Here is a 22,490-nt window from a genome sequence, read left to right as displayed (position 1 = left end):
TCAGCGGGAGAGTTTGCATCTCTGCTCGAGGCTCTAGTGCAGCCTAGCCTTCACCGTGACCGGACGCTTGTGTTTCTTGGTCGGCGACCTACTTCCGGGGTAGGGGTGGAAGTCATGCTCTTCCAGACCGCAAGCATGATTGCATCACCGATTGCTTGATCCTCCGTCACCGCGGATGCCAGACGCCGTCGTCCCAGAGCCTGATTCCGCCGGTGATGCCCTTGTCGTTCGACGCGAGGATGACGTTCTTCGGCAGCTTGAAGGTGATGTTTGCTGCGTTGCCGCCGCCGATATGGAGCGTGTCGTAATTCAGCAATGCGCGCAGGATGACGATGATCCGCAGCACGCGCCGGTTCCACTTCTTGCGGCCGACCGCCTTCAGCGCGGCGTCGCCGACATATTCGTCGTAGGTCTCGGACCTGCGTACAGGATGGTGGGCGAGTTCGAGATGCGGTGTCATGCGGCCGTCGCTGAAGATCGCGCTACCGAAGCCGGTGCCGAGGGTGATCACCACTTCGAGCCCCTTGCCGTCGATCACGCCGAGACCAGCGACCTCGGCGTCGTTCTCCAGCCGCGCCGGCTTGCCGAACAGCTTGGATATTTCATCCTGCAGGGGGAAGCCGCGCCAGGCTTTCGTCCCGAGGTTCGGCGCGGTGATGACCGTGCCGCGTCGCACCACGCCCGGAAAGCCGATCGAGATCCGGTCAAAGGGCGGCAACGGCTTGATCAAACCGGCGAGCGTGTCGAGCACGGTGGACGGCGTCGAGGGCGAGGGTGTTGGTACCCGCACGCGCTTCACGACCATCCGGCCTTCCGGATCGAGCACCGCGGCCTTCAGGCCGGTTCCGCCGATATCGATGGCCAGGGTGCATGGGCCAGAGCCGGCGTCGCTCATCGTTCGATCACCTCCACGCCGCGGGCGCCCGCCACGATGACACGCGAGGCGAGGCCGATGAACAGTCCGGTTTCTATGACGCCGACGAGACCGGAAAGTTCGCTCTCGAGTCCGGCCGGATCTTCTATTGCAGCGATCGAGCAATCGGCGATGCGGTTGCCGCCATCGGTGACGAACGGTCGCTCGATGCCACCGCGCAACGTCGGCTGCAACCCAGAGCGTTCGAGCCGGCCGAGCGTCGAGCGCCAGCCATAGGCCACGATCTCGACAGGCAGCGGTGTACCGCCGCCCAACCGGTCGACCAGCTTGCTGTCGTCGACCATCACGATCATCCGGCGGGCGGCGCTGGCCACGATCTTCTCGCGCAGCAGGGCGCCGCCCAATCCCTTGACGAGATTGAGCGTGCCGCGCTCGACCTGGTCGGCGCCGTCGATCACGAGATCGAGTTGAGGATGCTCGTCGAGGGTTGCAAGCGCCAGCCCGAGATTGCGCGCGAGCTGCGCCGTGCGCTCCGAGGTCGGCACGCAGACGACTTGCAGACGGCGCGCGGCCAGCAGCTCGACGGCGATCTCGGCCGTCGAGCCGCTGCCAAGGCCTACGACCATGCCGTCCGCGATCTCCTCGATTGCGCGGGCCGCCGCGGCGCGCTTCAGCGCCTCGCGATCCATCAGTCGCCTGCCGCCGCGTGATCGGCGAGGATACGAAGCGTGCCGTGCGGCTGCAGCCGCGCGGCAGGCAGGCGCTTGTCGCCGGCGAGAACCTCGCGCAGCCGGTCCTTCTTGTCGGCGCCCGCGACCAGGAAGATGGTTTCGCGGCTGCTCTCCAGGCCAGGGTAGGTGACGGTGATGCGCGGCGCGCCGTTCGGATCGTCTGTGGCTCCGACCCAGCGGCGCCGTTCGTCGAGCATCGGCTTGCCGGGAAACAGCGACGCCGTATGTCCATCGGTACCGAGGCCCAGCAGGACGATGTCGAATAACGGCCGCTCTGGCGTCAGTTGCCCGGCACCGTGGAAGGTCTTGAGGCTCGCTTCGTACTGCGCTGCGGCGGTCTCGGGCGTCAGACCGACGGTGGGAACCGGATGGATCTGATCCGCGGGCACCGAAACGTGCGACAGCAGCGCCTCGCGCGTCATCCGGTAGTTGCTCGCCGGATCGTCGGGCGGCACGAAGCGCTCGTCACCCCAGAACCAGTGCGTCCGTGCCCAGGGGAACGGGAGCGTGGCGAGAAGCTGGTAGAGACGCTTCGGCGTCGATCCGCCCGACAACGCGACGGAGAATGCGCCATTCTTCGCGTGCGCCGCGGCGGACATGAGATCGGCCGCGCGCCGGGCAAGCGCGTCGGCGTCGGCGAGGACTTCGAGGAGCGGTTGGGTCATGCGTCGAGGATGTACTTTTGGATGGCTTCGGCAAGCCCGTCCTGATCATTGGAGCCGGTGACGAATCTTGCCTTGTTCTTAACCTCGGCCGGCGCATTGCCCATGGCGATGCTCAGGCCGCTTTGCGCGAACATGCCGAGATCGTTGTGGCCGTCGCCGATCACCGCGACCTCGCCCATCGGCACGCCCATCAGCGCGGCGAGGCGTTGCACACCCACGGCCTTGTTGGCCTGGGGATGGGTGATGTCGAGATAATAGGACTGCGAGCGCGAGGCCGACGCCGCTTCGCCGAGTGCCGCCTGCATCTCGGCCTCGCAGCGTGCCAGATAATCATGATCGTCGCTGACGCCGACGATCTTGAAGGCGCTCTCGAGCACGCCGTCGAAATCCCGCACCACCAGGGGCTGGTAGCGGACGGTGCGGATCTCGCCGGCGACATGGCTGTCGTCGGGATTGGTCAGCAGCCAATCCTGCCCGCTGAACACCCAGACGTCGAGCCCGTAGCCGCGCAGCATGTCGCACGCGCGATGCGCGGTCTCCGGTGCCAGCGCATGCTCCTCGAGCGGCGACAGGTCGGGATTGGTGATCTGCCCGCCGTTGAAGCCGCCGATCGGATTGGTGAGGGCGAGAGGCTCGACCAGCATGCGCATCCCGCGCGGCGGGCGGCCGCTGATCGCCGCGAAGCCGATGCCGCGTGCCTGCAGGGCCGCCACGGCTTCGCAGGTGCGCGGCGTCAGCACTTTGTCATGAGTCATCAAGGTGCCGTCGACGTCCGAGATCAGGGCGGAGATCCTCATGCTCCGCCATTGCCATTTCCGGCGATCGGGCGCCAGCGCCGGCCGTCGCTGCCCAGCAACGCGTCGGCTTCTTCCGGCCCGGCACTGCCGGCCCGGTAGACCGGCAGCTCGGGCGCAGCCTCCTGCTTCCAGGCATCGAGCACGGGTTGCATCACCCGCCAGCCGGCCTCGATCGTGTCGGCGCGCTGGAACAGCGAGGCATCGCCGATCATGCAGTCGTAGATCAGCGTCTCGTAACCGGTGCTGGGCATGGCCTGGAACGCATCCTCGTAGCGGAACTTCATGTCGACGCCGTCGATCCGGACCGTCGGGCCGGGAATCTTCACGCCGAAGCCCAGGGTCACGCCCTCATCGGGCTGGATGTGCAGCGTGAGGTCGTTGAACGGCAGGCGCTCGACCGGCGTGTCCCGGAACAGGGCGAGCGGGGCCTGCTTGAACTGGATGGTGATCTCGGTGCGCCGCCGAGCCAGCGCCTTGCCGGTGCGGAGGTAGAAGGGAACGCCGACCCAACGCCAGTTGTCTATGCCGAGCTTCATGGCGACGTAGGTTTCGGTGGTCGAATTGTGCGGCACGTCCGGTGCCTGGCGATAGGGCACCACTGTCTCGCCGCCGATGTTGCCCGCGCCGTATTGCGCCCGCACGACGTTGCGATGGGCGTCCTTGGCGCCGAAGCTGCGAGCGGCGTCCAGCACCTTGGCCTTCTCGCTGCGCATGGCATCGGCCGCGAAGCAGCTCGGCGGCTCCATCGCGATCAGGGTGAGGAGCTGGAACAGGTGATTGGGCACCATGTCGCGCAGCGCTCCGGTGGTGTCGTAGAACTTGCCGCGCTGCTCGACGCCCACGGTCTCGGCAACCGTGATCTGCACATGATCGATATGGTCGCGGTTCCACAGCGGCTCGACGAAGCCGTTGGCGAAGCGGAAGACCAGGATGTTCTGCACCGTCTCCTTGCCGAGATAATGGTCGATGCGGAAGACCTGCTCCTCCCGCGCCACGCTCAGGATCTCCTTGTTGAGCGCCACGGCGGACGGCAGGTCATGGCCGAACGGCTTTTCGATGATGAGGCGCCGCCACGCGCCGGCGCCTTCCGTCAGAAGGCCGGCCCTGCCGAGCTGGCCGGCGATCACCGCGAACTCCGAAGGCGGCGTAGCGAGATAGAACATCACGTTGCGGTCCGCAGGGAGAAGCCCGGCGAGCGCCCGATAGGTTTCCGGTGCTTCGAACTTCCCCGAAAGGTAGCGGCTGCGTTCGAGGAACCAGTCGATGTCGGCAGGGCCGGTGCCTCCCTTGAACTGCTCCATGCCTTTGCGCAGGTGATCGCGAAACCCATTGTCGCCCAGCGCGCGCGACGCGATGCCGACGATCGCGAAATCCTCCGGCAGCAATTTGTCGCGCCGAAGGTTGCGCAGGGCCGGCATCAGCAGGCGACGGGTGAGGTCGCCCGTCGCGCCGAAGATCACGAGCGTGCAGGAGGGGGCAGTCTCTGTCTCGGCCATGCTGTCGTTCCACCTCGTTTTACGCTACCCACGCATCATGGGCTTCAATACGATCCTTGTCGTCATGGGCGTCTCGGGCTCAGGCAAGACCACCGTCGCCAAGTGTCTGGCGGGCGCGCTCGGCGTCGGACTCCTCGAAGGCGACGAAATGCACCCGAAGACCAATGTCGAGAAGATGAGGAGCGGCACGCCGCTCACCGACGCCGACCGCCTGCCCTGGCTGCACTCCATCGCGCGCCGGATCGACGAATGGCGCGTGCGGGGTGAGGCGGGTGTCGTCACCTGCTCGGCGCTGAAGCGCACCTATCGCAATATCCTTATCGGCGACCGGCCCGACGTTCGGCTGGTCTATCTCAGGGGATCGCGCGAGCTGATCCATCAGCGGATGGCGGCGCGGCACGAGCATTTCATGCCGCTCGGCCTGCTCGACAGCCAGTTCGCGACCCTGCAGGAGCCCGGCGCTGATGAGCGGCCCGTCGTCGTCGATGTCGCCGGCAGTCCGGCGGAGATCGTGGCGGAGATCATCCGGCAGCTTGGCGTGGTGCCGCGCGCGCCGGCCTGAGCGCGGACCTGATCCGCTCCGGCGACAGCGGCATGTCGCGCAGGCGGACGCCTAGTGCATGGGCGACGGCATTGGCGAGGGCCGCCGCCGCGGGGCCCTGGGCGGCCTCGCCGACGCCGAGGAAGGGCTGATTCGGCCGGTCGATGACGTGCACTTCGATCCGGCCGGGAACCGCGGGGAAGCGCAGGATTGGATAGGCGCTCCAGTCGAAGCTGGTGCGGTGGGTCGCGTCGAACGTAACCGCCTCGCGCGTCGTCCAGCTCAGCGACTGCACGATGCCGCCCTCGATCTGGTTGCGAATGCCGTCCGGGCTGACCGCTTCGCCGCTGTCGACCGCAGCGACCACGCGCGGCACGAGGATCGCGCCCGTATCGCGGTCCACGCGCACTTCCATCGCCACGGCACAATAGCTAGCGAGGTTCTTGTAGCGGGCGAAGGCAAAGCCTGTGCCGCGACCTCGAGCTGCCCAATCGAAACGGTCGGCCGCCCTCTTCACGACATCGACCGCGCGCTCGTCCTGCAGGTGAGCGAGGCGGAACGCCACCGGATCGACGCCTGCGGCCTCGGCCAGTTCGTCCATGAAGGATTCGATCGCGAACACGTTCGTTTGGGCGCCCAGTCCGCGCAGCGCCGATACGCGTACGGGCATCCGTTCGACGAAATGCAAGGTGCCGCGTGCATTCGGCAGGGCGTAGATCGGGTTGCCGTTGCGCGCCGCGCCGCCTTCCGGCATCGGGATCGGCCGCGGCTTCGGCGGCGTGAACGGCGGATCGACCTCGGTGCCCGCCAGCAGGCCGCCGGCGGTGGTCGGGCGGGTGCTGTGGGTGTTGCTCCAGACATCGTGTTGCCAGCCGACGATGCGGCTGTCGGCGCCGAGCGACGCCGACAGCTCGACGATCATCGCCGGGCCCAGCGGCTCCCAGCCATGCTCCTGCTCGCGCATCCATTGCAGGCGCACCGGCTGGCCGGGTACGGCGCGGGCGGCCAGCGCTGCATCGGCGGCGACATCGTCGGCCCCGTTATGGCCGTAGCAGCCTGCGCCCTCGACATGGACGCAGCGCACCCTTTCGAGCGGGAGGCCGAGCAGCTCGGCGAGCGCCTTGCGCAGCGGATAGACGCCCTGGCTGTGGGTCCACACGGTCACGCTGTCGTCTTCCCACAGCGCCACGGCGCAGGACGGCCCGATCGAGCCGTGCATCAGGCTGGGCCGGCTGTAGCGTGCGCGCAATGTGTGCGAGTCGGCCGGCGCAGGCGGACCGGGATAGTCGAAGATCGGCACTTCCTGGGCCGGCAGGTCGCGCATCACCGCGCGCATGTCCTTTGCCGGCAGAGGCTCCCCGACTCGCTCCCAGCCCGCCGCCTGCAGGCGATGCAGCGCCTTCACCGCGCGCCATTCGTCGTCGGTCACGATGGCCGTGAAATGCCCGTGGCGTACGACCTGCACGACGCCGGGCATCCTGGCGACGGCTTCCATATCCGCCGGCTTGAGCCGCGTGCCGTCGCTCGGCCCGCGCACGACTCGGGCATGCAGCATGCCAGGCAGGCGCATGTCCTGCAGATAGGCCTCGCCGCCGCTGACCTTGGCGGGAATGTCGATTCGCGCCAGGTTCTCGCCGATGACCTTAGCGCCGCCCGCGCGGCGCGGCATGTTCGGTTTGGCGATCACATGAAGGGACAGTCCCGAGACCAGCTCGCCGTAACCGACGGTCCGCCCATCCGGGGCGTGGGCGGCGCCCTCGCGCAAGTCGATCTGGTCCGCCGCGATCGCGAAGCGCCAGGCTGCCGCTTCCGCCAGCAGAACGCGCACGTTGGCGGCGGCGTTCAGGATTGCGGTGCCGCTGTCCTGCAGGGAGTGGCTGCCCGCCGTCACGCCCTCGTCGGGCGTGCGCGCGGTGTCGGCAGTGACGATGTCGACCGCCGACGGCAGGACGGCCAGCTCATGCGCGGCAATCTGGATCAGTGCCGTCTTGAGGCCCTGGCCGAGCTCGGCTTTGCCGGTGAAGACGGTGACCTGCCCGTCGGCGTCGACACCGATCCAGGAATCGAGCAACGGCGACCTGGCGAGGTCGACGGGTAGCGCGGGGCTGTCCGAATCCTGGGCGCCAGCGCCGCGCGACAAGGCGAAGGCGACGACAAGCGCGCTGTTCGCCAGCAGGGCGCGGCGGCCCAGCCCGCTCACGGCTTTTGCTCTGCGACGTCGCGCACGCCGCCGCCCATCATCTCGGCTGCCCGGCGCACCGCGCGCAGGATGCGCATGTGGGTGCCGCAGCGGCAGAGATTGGGGGCAAGATGGGCGCGCACCTCTTCTTCTGTGGGGCGGTTGTTGCGCTCCAGCAGCGCCTGGGCGCGCACGATCATGCCGGCGATGCAGTAACCGCATTGCGCCGCCTGTTCGGCCTCGAAGGCGATCGACAACGTGCCGGGCGCACCGTCGGGCGACGCCAGCCCTTCGAGCGTGCGCACCTTGCGCTTGCCGAGCGCGGCGACCGGGACGAGGCAGGAGAACACGGGCTTGCCGTCGAGCAGCACCGTGCAGGCGCCGCATTGGCCGAGTCCGCAGCCGAACTTGGCGCCGTTGAGCGCCAGCTCGTTGCGCAGCACGTAGAGCAGCGGCGTGTCGGGATCGACATCGACCTGGTGCGTCTGGCCGTTGACGGTGAGGGCGATCACCTCGCCTCTCCTTGCCGCGCCTGCAGGACGGCGTCGCCGATGTCAGGCCACGGCGGCTTGTCGGTGAAGCGGGTCCGCAAATAGGCTGTGAGCTCGCGAAGCTGGTGGTCGTCGAGCAGGTCGGCGAAGGACGGCATCGTCGGCCAGATCAGGCCGGCCGGCGAGGTGAGGCCCTCCATGATGGTGCGCACGGCATTGTGCGCGTTGTCCGCCTGCAGCGGCGTACCCCAGGCGAGCGGCGGCCGGCCTTGCTGCATCATAGGTGCGCCGGGCTCGTGGCAGACCGCGCAGGCGCCGGCGAACAGCGTCGCCGCCTCGGGATACGTCTGTGCCGCGAGCGCCTGCCGATCGATCGGCTCGGCCTGGTCCAGTCGGGCCGCCGGGGCCTGTGACATGAGGGACGCGAAGTAGACGGCGATCGCGTGCACATCTTCGTCCCGCGCCTCGGACAATGCGCGCGTCACCTCGCCCATCGGACCGGCGGCGGCTGCATGAGCGGGGCTGAGGCCTGTGCGGAGGTAGACACTGAGCCTGTCGGTCGTCCATGGGCGCACGGCGGGTGAGCGCCCGTTGAGCGGCGGCGCGTACCAGCCGTCGGTAAGGGCGCCATCGTAGGCGCGGGCTTTGTCTTCCGCACCGAGGCTGTCGCGCGGTGTGTGGCAGCCGCCGCAATGCGCCAGCCCCTCGGCCAGCGCACGACCTCGATTCCAATCCGACGATTGCGCCGGATCGGCCGGGAGCGGGCCCTCGTTCAGATGGAGCAGGTTCCAGGCGGCGACGAGGGGCCGGAAGCCGAACACGCCGTCGAGATGCGTCGCCGGCGCCCGACCGGCAATGGGTCGACGCGTCATCAGCCAAGCATAGAGCGCGTCGAGCTCGCCGTCGCTCACATGGGTGAAATGGTCGTAGGGGAAGGCGGCGTAAAGGTGCTCGCCGTTGCGGGCGATACCGCGCCGCATCGCGCGACCGAAGGCCTCGCGCGACCAGGCGCCGATGCCTGTCTCTACATCGGGCGTGATGTTCGTCGCGAAGACCGCGCCGAAAGGCGTGGCAAGGGCACGGCCACCGGCCAGCGGTCGTGCAGGATCGGCGGTGTGGCAGCCCGCACAGCTGCCCAGCCTGGCGAGGCCTTCGCCTTCCGCCACGAGCGCACGATCGAAAGAGTCCGCTGCCGGCCGCGCGATCGCCTTGATTTCGGGATTCCAGGCGAGCGCGAAGGCGACCGCGAGCAACGCTGCCGATGCCAGCGCAACTCCCACCACGAGCCGAGTGCCTCGAACCAAGATAAGGCTCCATGCCGCCTTCGTCGTCGGAGACTATAACGCCACGCGTGTGCGGACGATTCGACCCTTTTGTGGCACGAACAGGTGCGACGGTCGGGCCTCCTGCTGGAGCTGCTCGAGGGTGCACTGGTCCGGCCGCTTGTCGGGTCGCCAGCGGACGAAGCGCGTACCATGGCGGAAGCGGTCGCCTGTGACGTGGTCATACCGGACTTCGGCCACCAGCTCGAGCTTGAGCGGCTCCCATTTCGCGCTGCGTTCGGTCGACCAGCGGCTCGGCCCGCCCGGTGCATCGCCTGTGAATCCACGCCCACCCTTCAGCGCTTCGACCTTTCGCGTCAGTGCCGGCCGCTGTTCGTCAGAGATGCCCGAGGTGAAGCCGACATGGTCGAGCTTGCCTTGGTCGTTGAACAGGCCAAGCAGCAGCGAGCCGACCTGCCTGCTGTTCGCGGCGTAGCGAAAGCCGCCGACGACACAGTCGGCGGTGCGCAGGCATTTGATCTTCACCATCGCGCGCTCGCCGGGGCGATAGGGGTCGTCGAGGCGCTTGGCGATGACGCCATCCAGTTCGCCGCCGCCGGCCCGCTTCAGCCAGCGTTCGGCCTCGGCGCGCTTCTCCGTCGCGGGCGACAGGCGCAGCGAGGGTGCATCATTGAGTGCCGCGAAGAATGCCTCGAGTGCCGTTCGCCGTTCGCTCAGCGGCCGCGCGGCGAGATCGGTGCCGCGAGGCGTCTGCAGCAGGTCGAACACGATCAGGATCGACGGCGTCTCCGCGGCGAGCCTGTTCACGCGGCTCGCCGCAGGATGAAGCCGAAGCTGCAGGGCGTCGAAGGAGAGGACCTTGCCGACCGGAATCGCGAGCTCGCCATCGAGCATGAATCGCTTGGGCTTGAGCGCACGAAGCGACGCGACCATGTCGGGAAAGTAGCGCGCGAGGCTCTTCCCAGAGCGGCCGAGCAGCTCGACCGCGTCGCCGTCGCGGATCGCAAGGCAGCGGAAGCCGTCCCACTTGGGCTCGAACTGCCAGCCCTTGTCGCGCGGCAGCTCGGACTCCGGGCGCGCTTCCATCGCGAGGATCGCGCTCGGCGACATCAGTCGCGGCCGTGGCGATTGCTGTAGAACATCAGGAACATGAGGCCGCCGCCCACTGCCAATGTGATCAGCGTGCCCAGCGCCATCGCGATGTAGCCGCCGACCGACATTTCGGAGCCGCGCGGACCTTCGGGTGTCTCCCAGCCGACAATGAGAAAGGCGCCGGCGAGCACGAGCAAGCCCAGCAACACCGTCAGAGTGACAACCGTGCCGGCGCCGATCGGACTTTTCCGTCCCGACTGATTCTTGGACCGTTCCATGCCAAGCAACGGGTAGGGCGTCCACAAGTTGCGGATCGCGTTACGCCCTTCCGGACTGTGAGCAGAAGAGGGGTTGTCTCTAATACCCCGCCGTGCGGTCGACGACCTCTTTCAGGGGCGCGCCCTCGAGGAACCGGCCGAGATTGTCGACGAAGAGCCTGGCGACGAAGCGGTCGCGTTGCGGGTGTGGGCCGCCGATGTGCGGCAGCACCAGGATGCCGTCGGTCTTCCAGAACGGATGCTCGGCCGGCAGCGGCTCCTGGCGGAAGACGTCGAGCACGGCGCCGGCGATCTTCTTGTCGTTCACCGCCGCGATGAGGTCGTCGTCCTTGATGAGATGGCCGCGGCCGAAGTTCAGCAGCCATGCCGTTGGCTTCATCTTTGCCAGCCGCTCCGCATTGATGAAGTTGTCGGTCGCCGGCGTCGCCGGCAGCAGGAGCAGCAGATAGTCGGACCGCGCCAGCACCTCGTCGGTCCGTTCGGCGGGCAGCATTTCGTCGACATGCGCCATCGGCTCGGGCCGGCGCTTGGTGCCGATCACCTTCATGCCGAAGGCCGAGGCCATGCGTGCCACCTCCTGGCCGATCGCGCCGAGCCCGAGGATGCCCAGCGTCTTGCCGGTCAGCGGCTGCGCCACGGTGTGCACCCATTTGCCGGCCTGCTTGTTCGCCGCCGCCACGGCCAGCGGCTTGGCGACGTAGAACAGCGAGGCGATGATGTTCTCCGGCATCGATTCGGTGTGCGTGCCGCGCGCGCAGGTGAGGTCGAGCTTGGGCGGCAGGTCGGGCAAGGCGAGCCAGCCTTCGACTCCTGCCGTCATCGCCTGCGCCCAGCGCAACTTGGGCATGGTCGGCAGCAGGCCGGGCGGCACTCCCGGCGCCATCAGCGCCTCGGTGCGCGCGAGCTGATCGGCTGACGGCTTCTCCTTCCGTGGCAAGGTGTCGACGGCGACGCGATCGGCGAGGCCGGCGGCCTTGATCGCGTCGAGATAGGCGGCGGTGTTGTCGGTCCAGAGCAGGACGTGGGCACGGTTGGTCACAGGGAACGGGCTCCTATCTATCTTGTCATCCTGAGCGCAGCGAAGGATCTGGCGCCAATTCCAGCGGTGTTCTTTGGGCGAAGCGCAAGGTCCTTCGCGTCGCTCAGGACGACATCAGGGAACCCGAATGTGCGCGGTTTCAATCACTTGCGTCCACTTCGGGATTCGGTGCGCGGCGACAGCTCACTCCTTCACCGGGCTGCCTTCGAGCGAGAGCGGCGCATCGACCGCCGGCTTGTCGTCGAACAGCCGGGCGCAGCCGGCGTTGAGGCCGTCGCCCGGTCCCTTGTCGGCGGGAGCGATAAATATCGCGGAGACCTTGATGTCGCCGACCTTGAGCCGCGCCTCGGTCAGCCAGCGCGTCGCGCGGATCGAGGTGCCGCCCTTGTCGAGCAGCAGCCAGCCGCACAGCACGGCGCGCTCGCCCGACGGGTCGACGCGCACATGGGCGGTATCGTTGCCCTTGAAGCTGCCGGCCGGGCTGATCACCTGCCATTCGAACGGCACCGCGCGGTAGAGCTTGGCATCATCGGCGGAGACGTCGATCGTGCCGACATAGTCCGACTTGGCGAGCGAGGGGTCGTGGATCCAGCCTTGGGAGACGGCGAGCCCGAAGAGCAGCAATCCCGCGCCAAACAGCAGGATCGCCCAGCGCGGCAGGCCGGTGATGTTCACGCGAGGATGGTGGTCATGCCGCCATCGACCACCAGCGTGTGGCCGGTGATGTAGGCGCCGGCATCGGATGCCAGCAGCAGCAGCGCGCCGCGCAGGTCGGCCGGCGTGCCCCAGCGGTGGGCCGCGGTGCGCTGCTCCAGCATGGCGCAGAATTTCTTGTCTTGCTGCAGCGGCACATTGAGCTCGGTTCGGATGTAGCCCGGTGCGATCGCGTTGGCAGTGACGTGCGGGCCGAACTCGGCGGCGAGGTTCTTGGTCAGGCCGGTCATGCCGTGCTTGGCGGAGACGTAGCCCGCAACCGAACCGCGGCCGAGCACCGCCATGATCGAGGAGATGTTGACGATCCGGCCGTACTGCCGCTCGAGCATGTGGCGGCCGACCTCGCGCGAAAGCGCGAACGGCCCGATCAGGTCGGTTTCGATCACCTTGCGGTAATCGGGCGTCGCGGTGTCGACGATGTTGTCGCGATGGATGACACCGGCGTTGTTCACCAGGATGTCGATGCGGCGGTATTTGCGCACGAGGGCGCGGACTTGGCGCTGCACGCTGTCCTCGTCGGTGACGTCGAGGATCACCGCCGCCGCCTTGCCCTTCTTGCGCGTGATCGTCTTGACCGTGGTGTCGAGGTCTTTGGCGGCGCGGCCGGCGCACAGCACCGTGGCGCCGGCTCCGGCGAGGGTGACGGCCATGTCGCGGCCGAGGCCGCGCGAGGCGCCGGTCACCAGCGCGATGCGGTTCTTGAGAGAAAAGAGGTCTGCCATGGGACCTTATCCTAGCCTATGAATCGCGCCGCAACCTATCGGGAGGAGAGACATGGCCAAGGTGGCAATCGTAACCGGATCGGCGACGGGGCTGGGAGCTGCCTGCGCGGTCGATCTCGCGGAACGCGGCTGGAACGTCGCGATCAATTACACCAAGTCGAAGAAGGAAGCCGACGAGACCTACGAGAAGGTCAAGGGCAAGGGCGTCGAGGCGATCCTCGTGCAGGCCGACATGGGCCAGGACGCCGATTGCAGGAAGCTCGCCGCCGAGACCATGAAGAAGTGGGGCCGCATCGACGGCCTGGTCAACAACGCCGGCACCACCAAGTTCCAGAGCCAGGGCGATCTCGACGGCGTCAGCGCCGAGGATTTCGACCGCATCCTGCGGGTCAATGTCACCGGCCCCTACATGATGAGCCGTGCCGTCTATCCGACGATGAAGAAGCAGTGGGATGACAGCCAGGAGCGCGGCTCGATCGTCAACATCTCGTCGATCGCCGGCGTCATGGGCGTGGGCACCTCGATCCCCTACGCCGCGTCGAAGGGCGCGCTCAACACACTGACCCTGTCGCTGGCACGCTGGTTCGGGCCGGCGGTGCGGGTCAATACGGTGTGCCCGGGTTTCATCCAGACGCGCTGGCTGCTCGGCGCCCTCGGCCAGGAAAACTACGAGAAGCTGCGCGAGGCACAGGAGCAGACCACGCCGCTGCGCCAGGCCGGCACGCCCGAGCAGATGGCCGAGGCGGTGATCTTCTTCCTGACCAGCGCCAGCAACATCACCGGCGAGTTCCTGATCGTCGATGCCGGCACCCATCTCGGCGGCCTGCCGATGAAGGGACGGTAAGCTTCATTGGAGCGCGCCACTCCAGTGGCGCTCATGAGTCCGAGCGCAACTGGAGTGGCGCGCTCCGATGAGTCTGAATGCGCCCTACGCGGCGCGCTTCTTCATTGAGGCTGCGAAGGCTGCGGCGGCGTTCTGGACGTGGCGCGTGGCGAGCAGGGCGGCCAGCTCGGCATCGCCCGCGATCACGGCGGCGAGGACGCCGGCATGCTCCTGCCAGTCCTCGCGTGCGCGGGCGCGGCCGTTGATGGCGAAGGCGATCGAGGTGCGCTCGCGCAGGCCGCGCATCACCTCGGCCAGTACCGAATTGCGGCTGGCTTCGGCCAGACGTTCGTGGAACTCGGCGTTGAGGCGCGCCAGCCCTTCGGGCGTGCCCGTTTGGGCGGCCTGGTTGCCGCGCTCCAGCGTAGCCTGCAACTGGGCGACGATCTGCGGATCGTGTCGCTGCGCCGCCAGCCGCGCATTCAGCCCTTCGAGCAGCGCGCGGACCTCGACCAGCTCGGCGACGTCTTCCGGCGTGACTTCCACGACTGTCGCCCCGCGGCGGGGCAGGATGGTCACGAGTCCTTCCGCCGAGAGGCCGCGCAACGCCTCGCGCACCGGGACCCGCGACACGCCGAGCTCGGCCGACAGCCGGTCCTCGACCAGCCGCTCGCCGGGCTTCAGCGAGCCGTCGAGGATACGGCCGCGGATCTGCTCGCTGACGACTTTCGAAAGAGACGCGCGTCCGCTCATTTTCCGAGCGTCGCCATGAAGGCGGCGATGCCGGCCTCGCAGCAGGCGATGTCCTGCTCGCCGTTGCCGCCCGAGGCGCCGATGCCGCCGACGCACTGGCCGTCGACGACGATCGGGAAGCCGCCGACGAACACGGTGAAGCGGCCGCCATGCTGGGTCCAGATGCCGAACGCCTCCTCGCCGGGCAGCGAGTTCTTGTAGTTGTCGGTACGCTTGCGATGGCCCGCCGCGGTGAACGCCTTGTTCATCGCGATCTGCACGCTGGTGATCTTGCCGCCGTCGAGCCGGCGCAGCGCGATCGGGTAGCCGGCATTGTCGGCGACGCACAGGACCTCCGGCACGCCGAGCTCCTCCGCCTTCTTTTGCGCCGCGTCGAGCATCAGATGCGCCTCGGCGAGGGTGAGGGTCTTGTAGGTGTGCATGGGGGGATGAGCTCTTCTCGAGAAACGCTTCTTTAGGCTGCCTCCCCCGCTCCGCGGGGGAGGTGTCAGCGTCTTACGCTGACGGAGGGGGAGGGAGGCGGAGATGGTGCGTCACGCCCCCTCCGACGCCGTGAGACGGCGCCACCTCCCCCGCGAAGCGGGGGAGGGGAGTAAGGCTGTCTAGTGCGCCTTCTGGATCGTTCTTAGGCCGCGAGCTTCTGCTCGACGGGCTTCTGCACGAACGTGCGGTACACGCCGTCGAGATAGAGCCGGCGCATCATCGTCGCCTCGCGCACGTTGCGGACGCAGGCGGCGCGCTGCTCGTCGGTCGTGGCGTATTTCTCGACGATCTCGTAGCCCTTCTCGCCATGCTCGATGTCGGCGGCGATATGGATCGTGAAGAAGGTCACCTCGTCCTCGCTGAAGCCGTACTTCTCGAGCAGCGGCGGCGTGGTCTTGCTGTAGATGCGTGGGACCTGGCTCTCCAACCCGATCAGCAGGCCCGACAACGCCTCGACGAACGGCTTGCGCGACTGCACCGTGCACCAGCTTTGCAGGCCCAGCGTCTCGGCCAGCAGCTCGCCGTTCACCTGCGCGTTCAGGACCTCGCCACGGCTCTTGCCGCAGACCTCGCCGAATTCCAGCAGCAGGTCGGAATGGCGCACCGGCGCGGCGCCATGCATGCCGACCAAGCCTTCTTCCTCGGTGACGTTCTCGAGCAGGAAGTGCTGCACCTCCTGGTGCGGGCAGGTGGCGTAGACCGCCGCCACCCACTCCGCGAAGTGGCTGACATAGTGATAGTGCTGCTTGACCCATTCGCCGAGCAGGCGGCGGTCGAGCTTGCCGGATGTCCAGGCATCGCTCCACGGATGCACCGCCGAATGGCGCTGCTCGATGGCCTCTTCGAGAGCCAAGCGGAACGCACTCTTAGCCATGGCGACCTCCTTTTTGCCGTTGTTGGATAAAATTGTATACAAGAATGGCTATATTCGTCAAATTGTATGAATAGAGAGGGAGAACCGTATACAAACAACTGACTATACACAGGGCGATGCCTTCCAGATCGAGAAGCGCGCCGTCTTCGCTATCGGGTGGTTGCCGCTTTGCGCCGATGGCCAGATCGCGCAACCGGGTGATTTCCTGCCGCTCTCCGTAGGTGGATGGAGCGTCGTCGCGACGCGCGACAAGGAGGGCGCGGTGCGCGTGCTGCGCAACGCCTGCCGGCACCAGAACATGCCGGTGGTCGGCACGGTGCCCGGGACCTGCGAGAGCTTTCGCTGTCGTTTCCACGGCTGGACCTACGATCTGCAGGGCAGGTTTCTCGCCGCGCCGCCGCCGGTCGCGCCGGTCGATCCGGCACCCGGTGCCAACGACCTGCAGTCGCTGCCGGTGCGTGTGCTCAACGGTCTGGTGTTCTTTTCGGTTGGCCCCGTGTCGACCGGCGTCTTCCCGCTCGATCCCGGCCAGCCCTACGGCGGTACGATCGTCACCGATATCGCCTGCAACTGGAAGGTTTGCGTCGAGCATCTGCTGGTCGGGCAGGGTGCCGGCGAACCCGAGTTCGCCTGGTTCTGGCCGCTGATGGCGGTGCGCCGGTCAGGACCGGTCGTGCTCGTCGAGCAGGTCGTGCCGCACACCTTCCTGCGCACCAGGCTGTTCAGCCACGTGTTCGGTGGCGCCCTCGAGACGCAGAAACTCCAGGCGGCGGTCGCGAAAGAGGCATGCGAACGGCTCCAGCTCGAGCGCGCTGCCGGCATGCCGGCGCAAGGCAATGCGCTGCTGGCCCGGTTTCACAAAGCGCTGGACGAGGCCTACTCCGGCAGTTCGTGACCGCGGCCGATATTGCGGATAACGTCCCGGAGGTGCGGCTTGGCGGCGATCAGCGCGACGCGATAGGCCTGCAGACCACGCAGCAGCGCACCCTCGCGCTTCAGGAGCTGGTCGGCGAACTCGACCATGCGGGTGTTGGGCCAACCGTGCTTGCGCAGCTCGAGCAGACGCAGGAACGATTCTTCTTCCCGGCCCGGCGCATGCTGGCACATAAGGATTCCCGCCGCTGCCTGCGAGCGCGAGATGCCGGCATGGCAATGGATCAGCATGTGGCTGCCCGCCCTGGCGTGCGCCCGTTCGCCGAAATCGAGCAGCCGCTCGATATGGTGCGGCGCGCAGGCCTCGTAGCCGGGATACTCGGCGACCACGTCGTCGAACCGGATCAGCTCGTGGTCGATGTCGTAGAACTCGTCGAGTGCCGGCGGGCGGGGCTCATGCGTGTCGATGATCGACAGCACGTGGCTGACGCCCAGCATGGCGTGGTGCGGCAGCTCGGGGATGCCACAGATGATGAGCTTGTGGTCGGGCAGGGGCATGCGTTGTTCTACAACAGGCCGCGCGCCATGTGCAGGCCGACGGCGAACATGCCGAAGATGAACGCCTTGCGGAATGTCTCGGCCGACAGCCGCCGACGGGCGTGCTGGCCCAGCCAGACACCGGCCATGGTCGGGGCGATGGCGGCGACGCTGCTGGCGAGGTTGGTGAGGTGATAGGCGCCTTGCCAAGCCAGAACGACGGCCAGCATGCCGATGATGAACAGGAACATGATGCCGAGCGCCTGCACCAGCTCGTGCCGGTTCATCTCCAGCGACTGCATGTAGGGCAGGAAGGGCACCGCGGCGACGCCGGTGATTCCGGCCACGAGGCCGCTGGCCACGCCGACCAGCGGGTTGGCCCACCATTCGATCCGGCGCGGCACATGCGGCCGCCACGGTGTCAGCGCCAGCAGGGAATAGAGGACGAGGATCACGCCGACCCAGGCCGCCGCGCGCGGCGAGCCAATCCGGCCGAAGACCGCCGCGGCGAGCGCAATGGCGACCATCGCGGCGAACGCCATCGGCGCGAAGCGCCGCATCAGCACGACGAAGCGGCCGCCGTAGATCGCCTGCCAGACGTTGGTGAACATCGTCGGCAGCACCATGATGGCGATCGCGCTGTCGAGCGGCAGCGCGAAGCTCAGCAGCCCGATGGCGATCGGCGGCATGCCCATGCCGATCGCACCCTTGGCGAAGCCGGCGACGATGAACGCCACGGCGATCACCAAGATTTGCAACTGGGACATCACGCGGATTTGGGAGAGACTTGCTTCACGTAGCGGGGATAGGCCTTGGCGATATTCGATTCAATCGGGCCTGCACGTGCAGGCTAGGGCCAGCGTCGCTCCTCATCGTTGATCGTTCTACTATGCGACATGCGGGCAATGCGCCGACTTACCGCTTCTTGTCGTCATGGGCGGGGACACTCCGGAGCGCGCTCGAGAAACCAGAGAAGATCGGCTGGCTTGGCCTTGCCTGCACGGCGCTTGGAGAAGCCTGCCGCAGTTTCGACCGCGGCGACCTTCTCCGCCACCGCCGCAATCCACTGGTTCAAGGAAACGCCGTCCTCCTTTGCGAGCCTGGCTGCTGCGGCCTTGATGGCAACAGGAATCTTGAGTGGGTAAGTTGCCTTGCTCGTGGTCATATTCTGTTGATGCCGGTCGAATGACCGCACGGCATCACGTAGTTGTGGCGGCCAGGCATCCCATGGGATGTCTAGTTTGAGTCTGAGTAGCGGAGAATGTTCTTCGTAAACCTGTCGAACACCTCCCAGAAGCGGGCACGGATGTCGTCGGTTTCCATCATGATCTCGTGCTTGGCCTCGGCGATGGTGACGTGCTCGACGAGGCGGAGGCGCGCGGCGACCGGGCCGTGGCTTGCCGGATCGACGATCTGGTCCTGGCCGGCGGTGAGTAGGAGGATCGGCAGGTCGATCCGTTCGAGATACCCCGGCGCTAGCGACGCCGTCATGGATCGTGCCGCCTGGCGCGCCCAGCCGACGGTCGGTCCGCCCAACGACAGGCGCCGTTCGGCCCCGAACCAGGCCTCCGTCCAGCGGTAGCGGCGCTCGTCGTGGGTGACGAAGTTGGCCGCGAAGTCGCGTGCCAGGAACAGGAAGGGCCCGGTGCCGAACAGGTAGCGATGGTCCATCGACGCGATCTCGGGCATCAGTATCAGCATCGAGCGCAGGAACAGCTCGCGGTGCAGGCCCGTCATGGGCGAGACGATCGTCGCTGCCGCAAAAGGGCCGCGGCCGTGCTCGGCCAGGTAGCGCAGGACGATGTGGCCGCCCATCGAATGGCATAGGGCGATGACCGGCTGCGCGGCATCTGGTGCCACGATCGTGTCGAGGAACAGTTTCAGATCGGCGATGTAGGTGCCGAAGCTATCGATGTGGCCGGCATCGTGCTCGGGCAGGGGGCGGTCACTCAACCCCTGGCCCCGCCAGTCCAGTGCGGCGACGGCAAAGCCGCGCTGCAGCAGTTCGCCGATCACCTCTGACGCATACTTCTCGATGAACTCGCCGCGGCCGGTCAACACCACCACCGTGCCACGCGGGGTTCCGGACGGATTCCAGAGCGCGTATCGCAGCATGGTACCCCCGCTCGACGGCAGCCGCGCATAACGATCGGCGGCGCGATAAGTTCCGATGACCTCGGACGGGACGTTGGCTGGAGCGGGAGAACGTTGATCGGTGACTGTCATGCAGCGCGATTTTGACATTTTGGCCACGATCGCGCGCCGACTCTTTACCGACTCACGGACCATCGCTATAGATTGCCTTGGCCGCCGCATGGTTTTCGGCTCGCCGCTCGAGTCGATCCGGTATGGTCCTCGCGACGAAGGTTTCGTCCGCAGATGACAGGCGACCGCGATCCAAGAGTGCGAGCGTTGATCGAGGGCGGCATGCCGGAGCGATCGCTTGTTTATGGTCCGTTTGGGGCTTGTACTGATCCTTGCAGCGATGGCGACCGTCGCCGGTTGGCGACTGCTGGACCGTCACGTCTCCGCCGCCGATGTCGAAGGGCCGCTGCAGGGCGTGACCTACGCTCCCTGGGCCAAGGACCAGGACCCGATCGCCGGCAAGGCGAGCAGTATCATGAGCTTCCTGCGCACCGCCATCAGCGATGAGCCGGTGCCGACGGTCAAACCGCGCCGGGAGCAGGTCGAGCGCGACTTCGCCATGCTGGCCGGCAAGGTCGGCACTGTCCGCACCTACCGCACTACCGACGGCGGCGAATACATGCCGGAAATCGCGGCCAGGGTCGGACTCAAGCTGGTCCCCGGCGCGTGGATCTACAGCGCCAACGAAGCCAAGTTGCAGTTCGGCCGGGAGGCGAGCGAGGTCAATGCGGAGGAGACACGCGCGCTGATCCGGATGGCCAACCAGAATCCGAACATCGAGCGGGTGCTGGTCGGCAACGAGAACATCCTGCGCTGGGACGGCCAGAAGGACCTGCGCGATCCCAACGCCGTGAGTCCGGCCCAGCTCATCCGCGAGATCCGCAACGTCAAGCGCAACGTCAAGGTGCCGGTCAGCACCTCCGAACCGTGGCATATCTGGCTGAACTATCCGGAACTCGCCAAGGAAGTCGATTATCTTGCCGTCCATATCCTGCCCTATTGGGACGAGCAGTCGAGCGAATCGCCCCTCGATTATCTCAAGGACAAGATCGGTCAGCTGCGCAAGGCCTACCCGAACAAGAACATTATTGTGACCGAGGTCGGCTGGCCGTCGAACGGCGCGGAACGGCGCAGCCCGGCCACCGGTTTGATCAAGCGCGCGACACCGGCCGAGCAGGCCAAGAGCGTTCGCGACATGGTGGCCTGGCTGAAGGCGCAAAACATCCAGTATTTCGTGGTCGAGGCGATCGATCAGCCATGGAAGTCCTACGATCTGGAAGGCAAGGCCGGCGGCTATTGGGGCCTCTGGAATGCCGACCGCCAGCAGAAGTTCGAATGGACCGGCCCGATCGAGACCTTCCCCCAGTGGTGGGTCTATGCCGCCTGGTCGGTTGCCGCCGCGTTGCCGCTGATGGCGGTTTTCCTCTGGTATTGGTCGAATCTGCGGGCTGCCGGCCAACTTGCGTTCTGCGGCCTCGTCGTGCTGTCGACCAGCGCCGTCGCCTACGGCGCCTCGGTGGCGGCCGGGACTTACATGGTGACCGGCGAGATGGTCGGCTGGGGCGTACTGGCCTTCTTCCTCGTGCTGAGCCTTGCCATGGCGCTGGTCCAGGCGCTCGAGCTTGTCGAGACGATCTGGCGCCGCCGCTGGGTGCGGGAGGCCCTTCCGGCGGCCGAGATGATCGCGCGCCAGCCGGTTGACCGGCATTGGCCCAAGGTCTCGATCCATGTCGCGATCTGCAACGAGCCGCCGGCGATGGTGATCCAGACCATCGAATCGCTGGCCGCCGTCGACTATCCGAACCTCGAAGTCATCGTCATCGACAACAACACCAAGGACCCCGCGGTGTGGCGCCCCGTGCAGGACTACTGCGCCCAACTCGGCGAGCGCTTCAAGTTCTTCCACTTCGACGTCATGAAAGGCTTCAAGGCCGGCGCGCTCAACTACGTGCTGAGCCAGACCGCGCCGGACGCCGAGGTGATCGGTGTGATTGACAGCGACTATATGGTGCGCCCCGACTGGCTGAAGGGCGTCATCCCCTATTTTGACGACGCTAAGATTGCCTATGTGCAGTGCCCGCAGGACCATCGCGACTGGACCGGCGACCGCTTCAAGGAAATGCTCAACTGGGAGTATGCGGGTTTCTTCGACATCGGCATGTGCCTGCGCAATGAATACGACGCCATCATCCAACACGGCACGATGACCCTGGTGCGCCGCACCTGCATGGAGGAAATGGACGGCTGGGCGACCTGGTGCATCACCGAGGACACCGAGCTCGGCCTGCGCCTGATGGAGAAAGGCTACGGCGCCATGTACAGCCGCGAGCGCTTCGGCCACGGCCTGACGCCCGACCATTTCGCCGGCTACAAGAAGCAGCGCTTCCGCTGGGCCTACGGCGCCATGCAGATCATGAAGGCCCATGCCCGCAAGGTGTTCTCCAACACTACGCGGCTGACCTTCTGGCAGAAGTACCATTTCGTCGCCGGCTGGTTGCCGTGGTTCGCCGATGCGCTGAACCTGATCTTCACCTGGGCCGGGCTCGCCTGGGTGCTGGCGGTGCTGGTGCCGCCGCTGTTCGGCCTCAAACCGGTCGGCCTGCCGCCGACCGAGTTCATCATCCCGACCATCGGCATCTTCATCTTCAAGCTGGTCTATTCGTTCGGTCTTTACGCCGACAGGGTGAAGTGCACCTTCCGCCAGAGCCTCGGCGCCTCGTTGGCGGGTCTGGCGCTCACCTATACGGTGGGGCGTGCCGTCATCTACGGCCTGGCAACGAGCCGCCTGCCTTTCATGCGGACACCCAAGATGGACGAGCGGGCGACACTGGGCATGGCGCTCGGCATGGCGCGCGGTGAAGCGGTGCTTATGATCCTGCTGTGGCTCGCGGCCTTGGTGTTGTGGGCGAACGTCGGCGTGATCGACCCCGAGGCCCGCCTGTGGTCGCTGTTCATGGTCGTGCAGTCGCTGCCCTACGCGGCGGCGGTCCTGGTTTCGGTGATCAATGCCCTTGAGCAGATGCGCCACGCCCAGGCCGTTTTCGAAACCGCCCCCACCCCCGTGGTTGCTTCGCCTGCGATGCAGCCTGCACAATAAGAC

The 22,490-nt window shown here is 66.9% G+C and carries 24 protein-coding genes; 4 read left to right on the top strand and 20 right to left on the bottom strand.

Annotated elements, in window-relative coordinates; translation table 11 throughout:
* Positions 1 to 166 precede the first annotated feature (166 nt).
* Genes ACQY8M_RS32000 through zwf form a run of 5 tightly spaced genes read right to left on the bottom strand, consistent with a single transcriptional unit; the run spans position 167 to position 4,563 of the window.
* Positions 167 to 895 (bottom strand): ROK family protein, encoded by a 729-nt coding sequence (locus ACQY8M_RS32000; RefSeq protein ID WP_428664813.1) that lies wholly within the window; start codon positions 893 to 895, stop codon positions 167 to 169.
* The gene (gene rpiA / locus ACQY8M_RS31995; protein WP_428664810.1) at positions 892 to 1,563 is read right to left on the bottom strand and encodes a ribose-5-phosphate isomerase RpiA; all 672 of its coding nucleotides are present in this window, start codon (positions 1,561 to 1,563) and stop codon (positions 892 to 894) included. Before rpiA ends, ACQY8M_RS32000 begins: the two co-directional genes overlap by 4 nt.
* Positions 1,563 to 2,270, bottom strand: a complete 708-nt coding sequence (gene pgl, locus ACQY8M_RS31990; protein ID WP_428664807.1) for a 6-phosphogluconolactonase — start codon at positions 2,268 to 2,270, stop codon at positions 1,563 to 1,565. Before pgl ends, rpiA begins: the two co-directional genes overlap by 1 nt.
* Entirely contained in the window at positions 2,267 to 3,067 is an 801-nt protein-coding gene (locus ACQY8M_RS31985) for a Cof-type HAD-IIB family hydrolase (protein ID WP_428664804.1), read from the bottom strand. Before ACQY8M_RS31985 ends, pgl begins: the two co-directional genes overlap by 4 nt.
* Positions 3,064 to 4,563 (bottom strand): glucose-6-phosphate dehydrogenase, encoded by a 1,500-nt coding sequence (zwf, locus tag ACQY8M_RS31980; protein WP_428664801.1) that lies wholly within the window; start codon positions 4,561 to 4,563, stop codon positions 3,064 to 3,066. The genes ACQY8M_RS31985 and zwf overlap by 4 nt, the downstream gene beginning before the upstream one ends.
* On the opposite strand from zwf, the gene ACQY8M_RS31975 reads away from it, so the two are divergent.
* A complete protein-coding gene (locus ACQY8M_RS31975; RefSeq protein ID WP_428664798.1) occupies positions 4,562 to 5,125 on the top strand; it encodes a gluconokinase in 564 nt (187 codons plus the stop codon). The genes zwf and ACQY8M_RS31975 overlap by 2 nt on opposite strands.
* Here ACQY8M_RS31975 and ACQY8M_RS31970 read toward each other — a convergent pair.
* From ACQY8M_RS31970 to ACQY8M_RS31935, 8 genes are all read right to left on the bottom strand, one after another.
* Entirely contained in the window at positions 5,085 to 7,304 is a 2,220-nt protein-coding gene (locus tag ACQY8M_RS31970) for a molybdopterin cofactor-binding domain-containing protein (protein ID WP_428664796.1), read from the bottom strand. The two genes, ACQY8M_RS31975 and ACQY8M_RS31970, sit on opposite strands and share 41 nt — an antisense overlap.
* A complete protein-coding gene (locus tag ACQY8M_RS31965) occupies positions 7,301 to 7,795 on the bottom strand; it encodes a (2Fe-2S)-binding protein (RefSeq protein ID WP_428664793.1) in 495 nt (164 codons plus the stop codon). The genes ACQY8M_RS31970 and ACQY8M_RS31965 overlap by 4 nt, the downstream gene beginning before the upstream one ends.
* Positions 7,792 to 9,078: a c-type cytochrome gene (locus ACQY8M_RS31960; protein ID WP_428664790.1), complete on the bottom strand. Its 1,287-nt coding sequence runs from the start codon at positions 9,076 to 9,078 to the stop codon at positions 7,792 to 7,794. Before ACQY8M_RS31960 ends, ACQY8M_RS31965 begins: the two co-directional genes overlap by 4 nt.
* A 33-nt stretch (positions 9,079 to 9,111) precedes the next feature.
* Positions 9,112 to 10,167, bottom strand: coding sequence for an ATP-dependent DNA ligase (locus tag ACQY8M_RS31955; RefSeq protein ID WP_428664788.1), 1,056 nt, complete (start codon positions 10,165 to 10,167; stop codon positions 9,112 to 9,114).
* The gene (locus tag ACQY8M_RS31950) at positions 10,167 to 10,427 is read right to left on the bottom strand and encodes a hypothetical protein (RefSeq protein ID WP_428664785.1); all 261 of its coding nucleotides are present in this window, start codon (positions 10,425 to 10,427) and stop codon (positions 10,167 to 10,169) included. Before ACQY8M_RS31950 ends, ACQY8M_RS31955 begins: the two co-directional genes overlap by 1 nt.
* Positions 10,428 to 10,506: 79 nt before the next feature.
* Positions 10,507 to 11,466: a D-2-hydroxyacid dehydrogenase gene (locus tag ACQY8M_RS31945; RefSeq protein ID WP_428664783.1), complete on the bottom strand. Its 960-nt coding sequence runs from the start codon at positions 11,464 to 11,466 to the stop codon at positions 10,507 to 10,509.
* 183 nt (positions 11,467 to 11,649) lie between these two features.
* On the bottom strand, positions 11,650 to 12,141 hold the full coding sequence (locus ACQY8M_RS31940) for a hypothetical protein (RefSeq protein WP_428664781.1): 492 nt from the start codon (positions 12,139 to 12,141) through the stop codon (positions 11,650 to 11,652).
* Positions 12,138 to 12,902, bottom strand: a complete 765-nt coding sequence (locus tag ACQY8M_RS31935; RefSeq protein ID WP_428664778.1) for an SDR family NAD(P)-dependent oxidoreductase — start codon at positions 12,900 to 12,902, stop codon at positions 12,138 to 12,140. The genes ACQY8M_RS31940 and ACQY8M_RS31935 overlap by 4 nt, the downstream gene beginning before the upstream one ends.
* A gap of 52 nt (positions 12,903 to 12,954) precedes the next feature.
* Between ACQY8M_RS31935 and ACQY8M_RS31930 the strand changes: the two genes are divergently transcribed.
* Positions 12,955 to 13,746, top strand: coding sequence for an SDR family NAD(P)-dependent oxidoreductase (locus ACQY8M_RS31930; RefSeq protein ID WP_428664775.1), 792 nt, complete (start codon positions 12,955 to 12,957; stop codon positions 13,744 to 13,746).
* An 84-nt stretch (positions 13,747 to 13,830) separates the two neighbouring features.
* On the opposite strand, the gene ACQY8M_RS31925 is transcribed toward ACQY8M_RS31930, so the two are convergent.
* The 3 genes from ACQY8M_RS31925 to ACQY8M_RS31915 all read right to left on the bottom strand — a co-directional run bounded on the left by ACQY8M_RS31925 (position 13,831) and on the right by ACQY8M_RS31915 (position 15,835).
* Positions 13,831 to 14,478, bottom strand: coding sequence for a GntR family transcriptional regulator (locus tag ACQY8M_RS31925; protein WP_428664772.1), 648 nt, complete (start codon positions 14,476 to 14,478; stop codon positions 13,831 to 13,833).
* Positions 14,475 to 14,900 (bottom strand): GlcG/HbpS family heme-binding protein, encoded by a 426-nt coding sequence (locus tag ACQY8M_RS31920; protein ID WP_428664769.1) that lies wholly within the window; start codon positions 14,898 to 14,900, stop codon positions 14,475 to 14,477. Before ACQY8M_RS31920 ends, ACQY8M_RS31925 begins: the two co-directional genes overlap by 4 nt.
* 203 nt (positions 14,901 to 15,103) lie before the next feature.
* The gene (locus ACQY8M_RS31915; RefSeq protein WP_428664766.1) at positions 15,104 to 15,835 is read right to left on the bottom strand and encodes a TenA family transcriptional regulator; all 732 of its coding nucleotides are present in this window, start codon (positions 15,833 to 15,835) and stop codon (positions 15,104 to 15,106) included.
* 160 nt (positions 15,836 to 15,995) lie between these two features.
* Here ACQY8M_RS31915 and ACQY8M_RS31910 point away from each other — a divergent pair, with 160 nt between their 5' ends.
* Positions 15,996 to 16,730: an aromatic ring-hydroxylating oxygenase subunit alpha gene (locus ACQY8M_RS31910; protein WP_428664763.1), complete on the top strand. Its 735-nt coding sequence runs from the start codon at positions 15,996 to 15,998 to the stop codon at positions 16,728 to 16,730.
* On the opposite strand, the gene ACQY8M_RS31905 is transcribed toward ACQY8M_RS31910, so the two are convergent.
* From ACQY8M_RS31905 to ACQY8M_RS31890, 4 genes are all read right to left on the bottom strand, one after another.
* Positions 16,712 to 17,266 carry a tyrosine phosphatase family protein gene (locus ACQY8M_RS31905; protein ID WP_428664760.1) on the bottom strand — a complete coding sequence of 185 codons (555 nt, stop codon included), beginning with the start codon at positions 17,264 to 17,266 and terminating at the stop codon, positions 16,712 to 16,714. The two genes, ACQY8M_RS31910 and ACQY8M_RS31905, sit on opposite strands and share 19 nt — an antisense overlap.
* Positions 17,267 to 17,274: 8 nt before the next feature.
* The gene (locus ACQY8M_RS31900) at positions 17,275 to 18,012 is read right to left on the bottom strand and encodes a sulfite exporter TauE/SafE family protein (protein ID WP_428664757.1); all 738 of its coding nucleotides are present in this window, start codon (positions 18,010 to 18,012) and stop codon (positions 17,275 to 17,277) included.
* A gap of 164 nt (positions 18,013 to 18,176) precedes the next feature.
* The gene (locus ACQY8M_RS31895) at positions 18,177 to 18,410 is read right to left on the bottom strand and encodes a pilus assembly protein HicB (RefSeq protein ID WP_428664755.1); all 234 of its coding nucleotides are present in this window, start codon (positions 18,408 to 18,410) and stop codon (positions 18,177 to 18,179) included.
* A gap of 71 nt (positions 18,411 to 18,481) precedes the next feature.
* The gene (locus tag ACQY8M_RS31890) at positions 18,482 to 19,534 is read right to left on the bottom strand and encodes an alpha/beta fold hydrolase (RefSeq protein WP_428664752.1); all 1,053 of its coding nucleotides are present in this window, start codon (positions 19,532 to 19,534) and stop codon (positions 18,482 to 18,484) included.
* A 196-nt stretch (positions 19,535 to 19,730) separates the two neighbouring features.
* Between ACQY8M_RS31890 and ACQY8M_RS31885 the strand changes: the two genes are divergently transcribed.
* Positions 19,731 to 22,487 (top strand): glycosyltransferase, encoded by a 2,757-nt coding sequence (locus ACQY8M_RS31885; RefSeq protein ID WP_428664749.1) that lies wholly within the window; start codon positions 19,731 to 19,733, stop codon positions 22,485 to 22,487.
* The last annotated feature ends 3 nt before the right edge of the window (positions 22,488 to 22,490 follow it).

The sequence above is a fragment of the Reyranella sp. genome (assembly GCF_965279465.1).
Lineage (GTDB): Bacteria > Pseudomonadota > Alphaproteobacteria > Reyranellales > Reyranellaceae > Reyranella.
Note: the sequence above shows the minus strand (reverse complement) of the source record. Positions and strands in the feature narration are given on the sequence as shown.

Coding starts and splice junctions, on each gene's coding strand:
- ACQY8M_RS32000 (WP_428664813.1), bottom strand. CDS start 895: ATGAGCGACGCCGGCTCTGGCCCATGCACCCTGGCCATCGATATCGGC.
- rpiA (WP_428664810.1), bottom strand. CDS start 1,563: ATGGATCGCGAGGCGCTGAAGCGCGCCGCGGCGGCCCGCGCAATCGAG.
- pgl (WP_428664807.1), bottom strand. CDS start 2,270: ATGACCCAACCGCTCCTCGAAGTCCTCGCCGACGCCGACGCGCTTGCC.
- ACQY8M_RS31985 (WP_428664804.1), bottom strand. CDS start 3,067: ATGAGGATCTCCGCCCTGATCTCGGACGTCGACGGCACCTTGATGACT.
- ACQY8M_RS31975 (WP_428664798.1), top strand. CDS start 4,562: ATGCTGTCGTTCCACCTCGTTTTACGCTACCCACGCATCATGGGCTTC.
- zwf (WP_428664801.1), bottom strand. CDS start 4,563: ATGGCCGAGACAGAGACTGCCCCCTCCTGCACGCTCGTGATCTTCGGC.
- ACQY8M_RS31955 (WP_428664788.1), bottom strand. CDS start 10,167: ATGTCGCCGAGCGCGATCCTCGCGATGGAAGCGCGCCCGGAGTCCGAG.
- ACQY8M_RS31950 (WP_428664785.1), bottom strand. CDS start 10,427: ATGGAACGGTCCAAGAATCAGTCGGGACGGAAAAGTCCGATCGGCGCC.
- ACQY8M_RS31935 (WP_428664778.1), bottom strand. CDS start 12,902: ATGGCAGACCTCTTTTCTCTCAAGAACCGCATCGCGCTGGTGACCGGC.
- ACQY8M_RS31930 (WP_428664775.1), top strand. CDS start 12,955: ATGGCCAAGGTGGCAATCGTAACCGGATCGGCGACGGGGCTGGGAGCT.
- ACQY8M_RS31925 (WP_428664772.1), bottom strand. CDS start 14,478: ATGAGCGGACGCGCGTCTCTTTCGAAAGTCGTCAGCGAGCAGATCCGC.
- ACQY8M_RS31920 (WP_428664769.1), bottom strand. CDS start 14,900: ATGCACACCTACAAGACCCTCACCCTCGCCGAGGCGCATCTGATGCTC.
- ACQY8M_RS31915 (WP_428664766.1), bottom strand. CDS start 15,835: ATGGCTAAGAGTGCGTTCCGCTTGGCTCTCGAAGAGGCCATCGAGCAG.
- ACQY8M_RS31905 (WP_428664760.1), bottom strand. CDS start 17,266: ATGCCCCTGCCCGACCACAAGCTCATCATCTGTGGCATCCCCGAGCTG.
- ACQY8M_RS31900 (WP_428664757.1), bottom strand. CDS start 18,012: ATGTCCCAGTTGCAAATCTTGGTGATCGCCGTGGCGTTCATCGTCGCC.
- ACQY8M_RS31895 (WP_428664755.1), bottom strand. CDS start 18,410: ATGACCACGAGCAAGGCAACTTACCCACTCAAGATTCCTGTTGCCATC.
- ACQY8M_RS31890 (WP_428664752.1), bottom strand. CDS start 19,534: ATGGTCCGTGAGTCGGTAAAGAGTCGGCGCGCGATCGTGGCCAAAATG.
- ACQY8M_RS31885 (WP_428664749.1), top strand. CDS start 19,731: ATGGCGACCGTCGCCGGTTGGCGACTGCTGGACCGTCACGTCTCCGCC.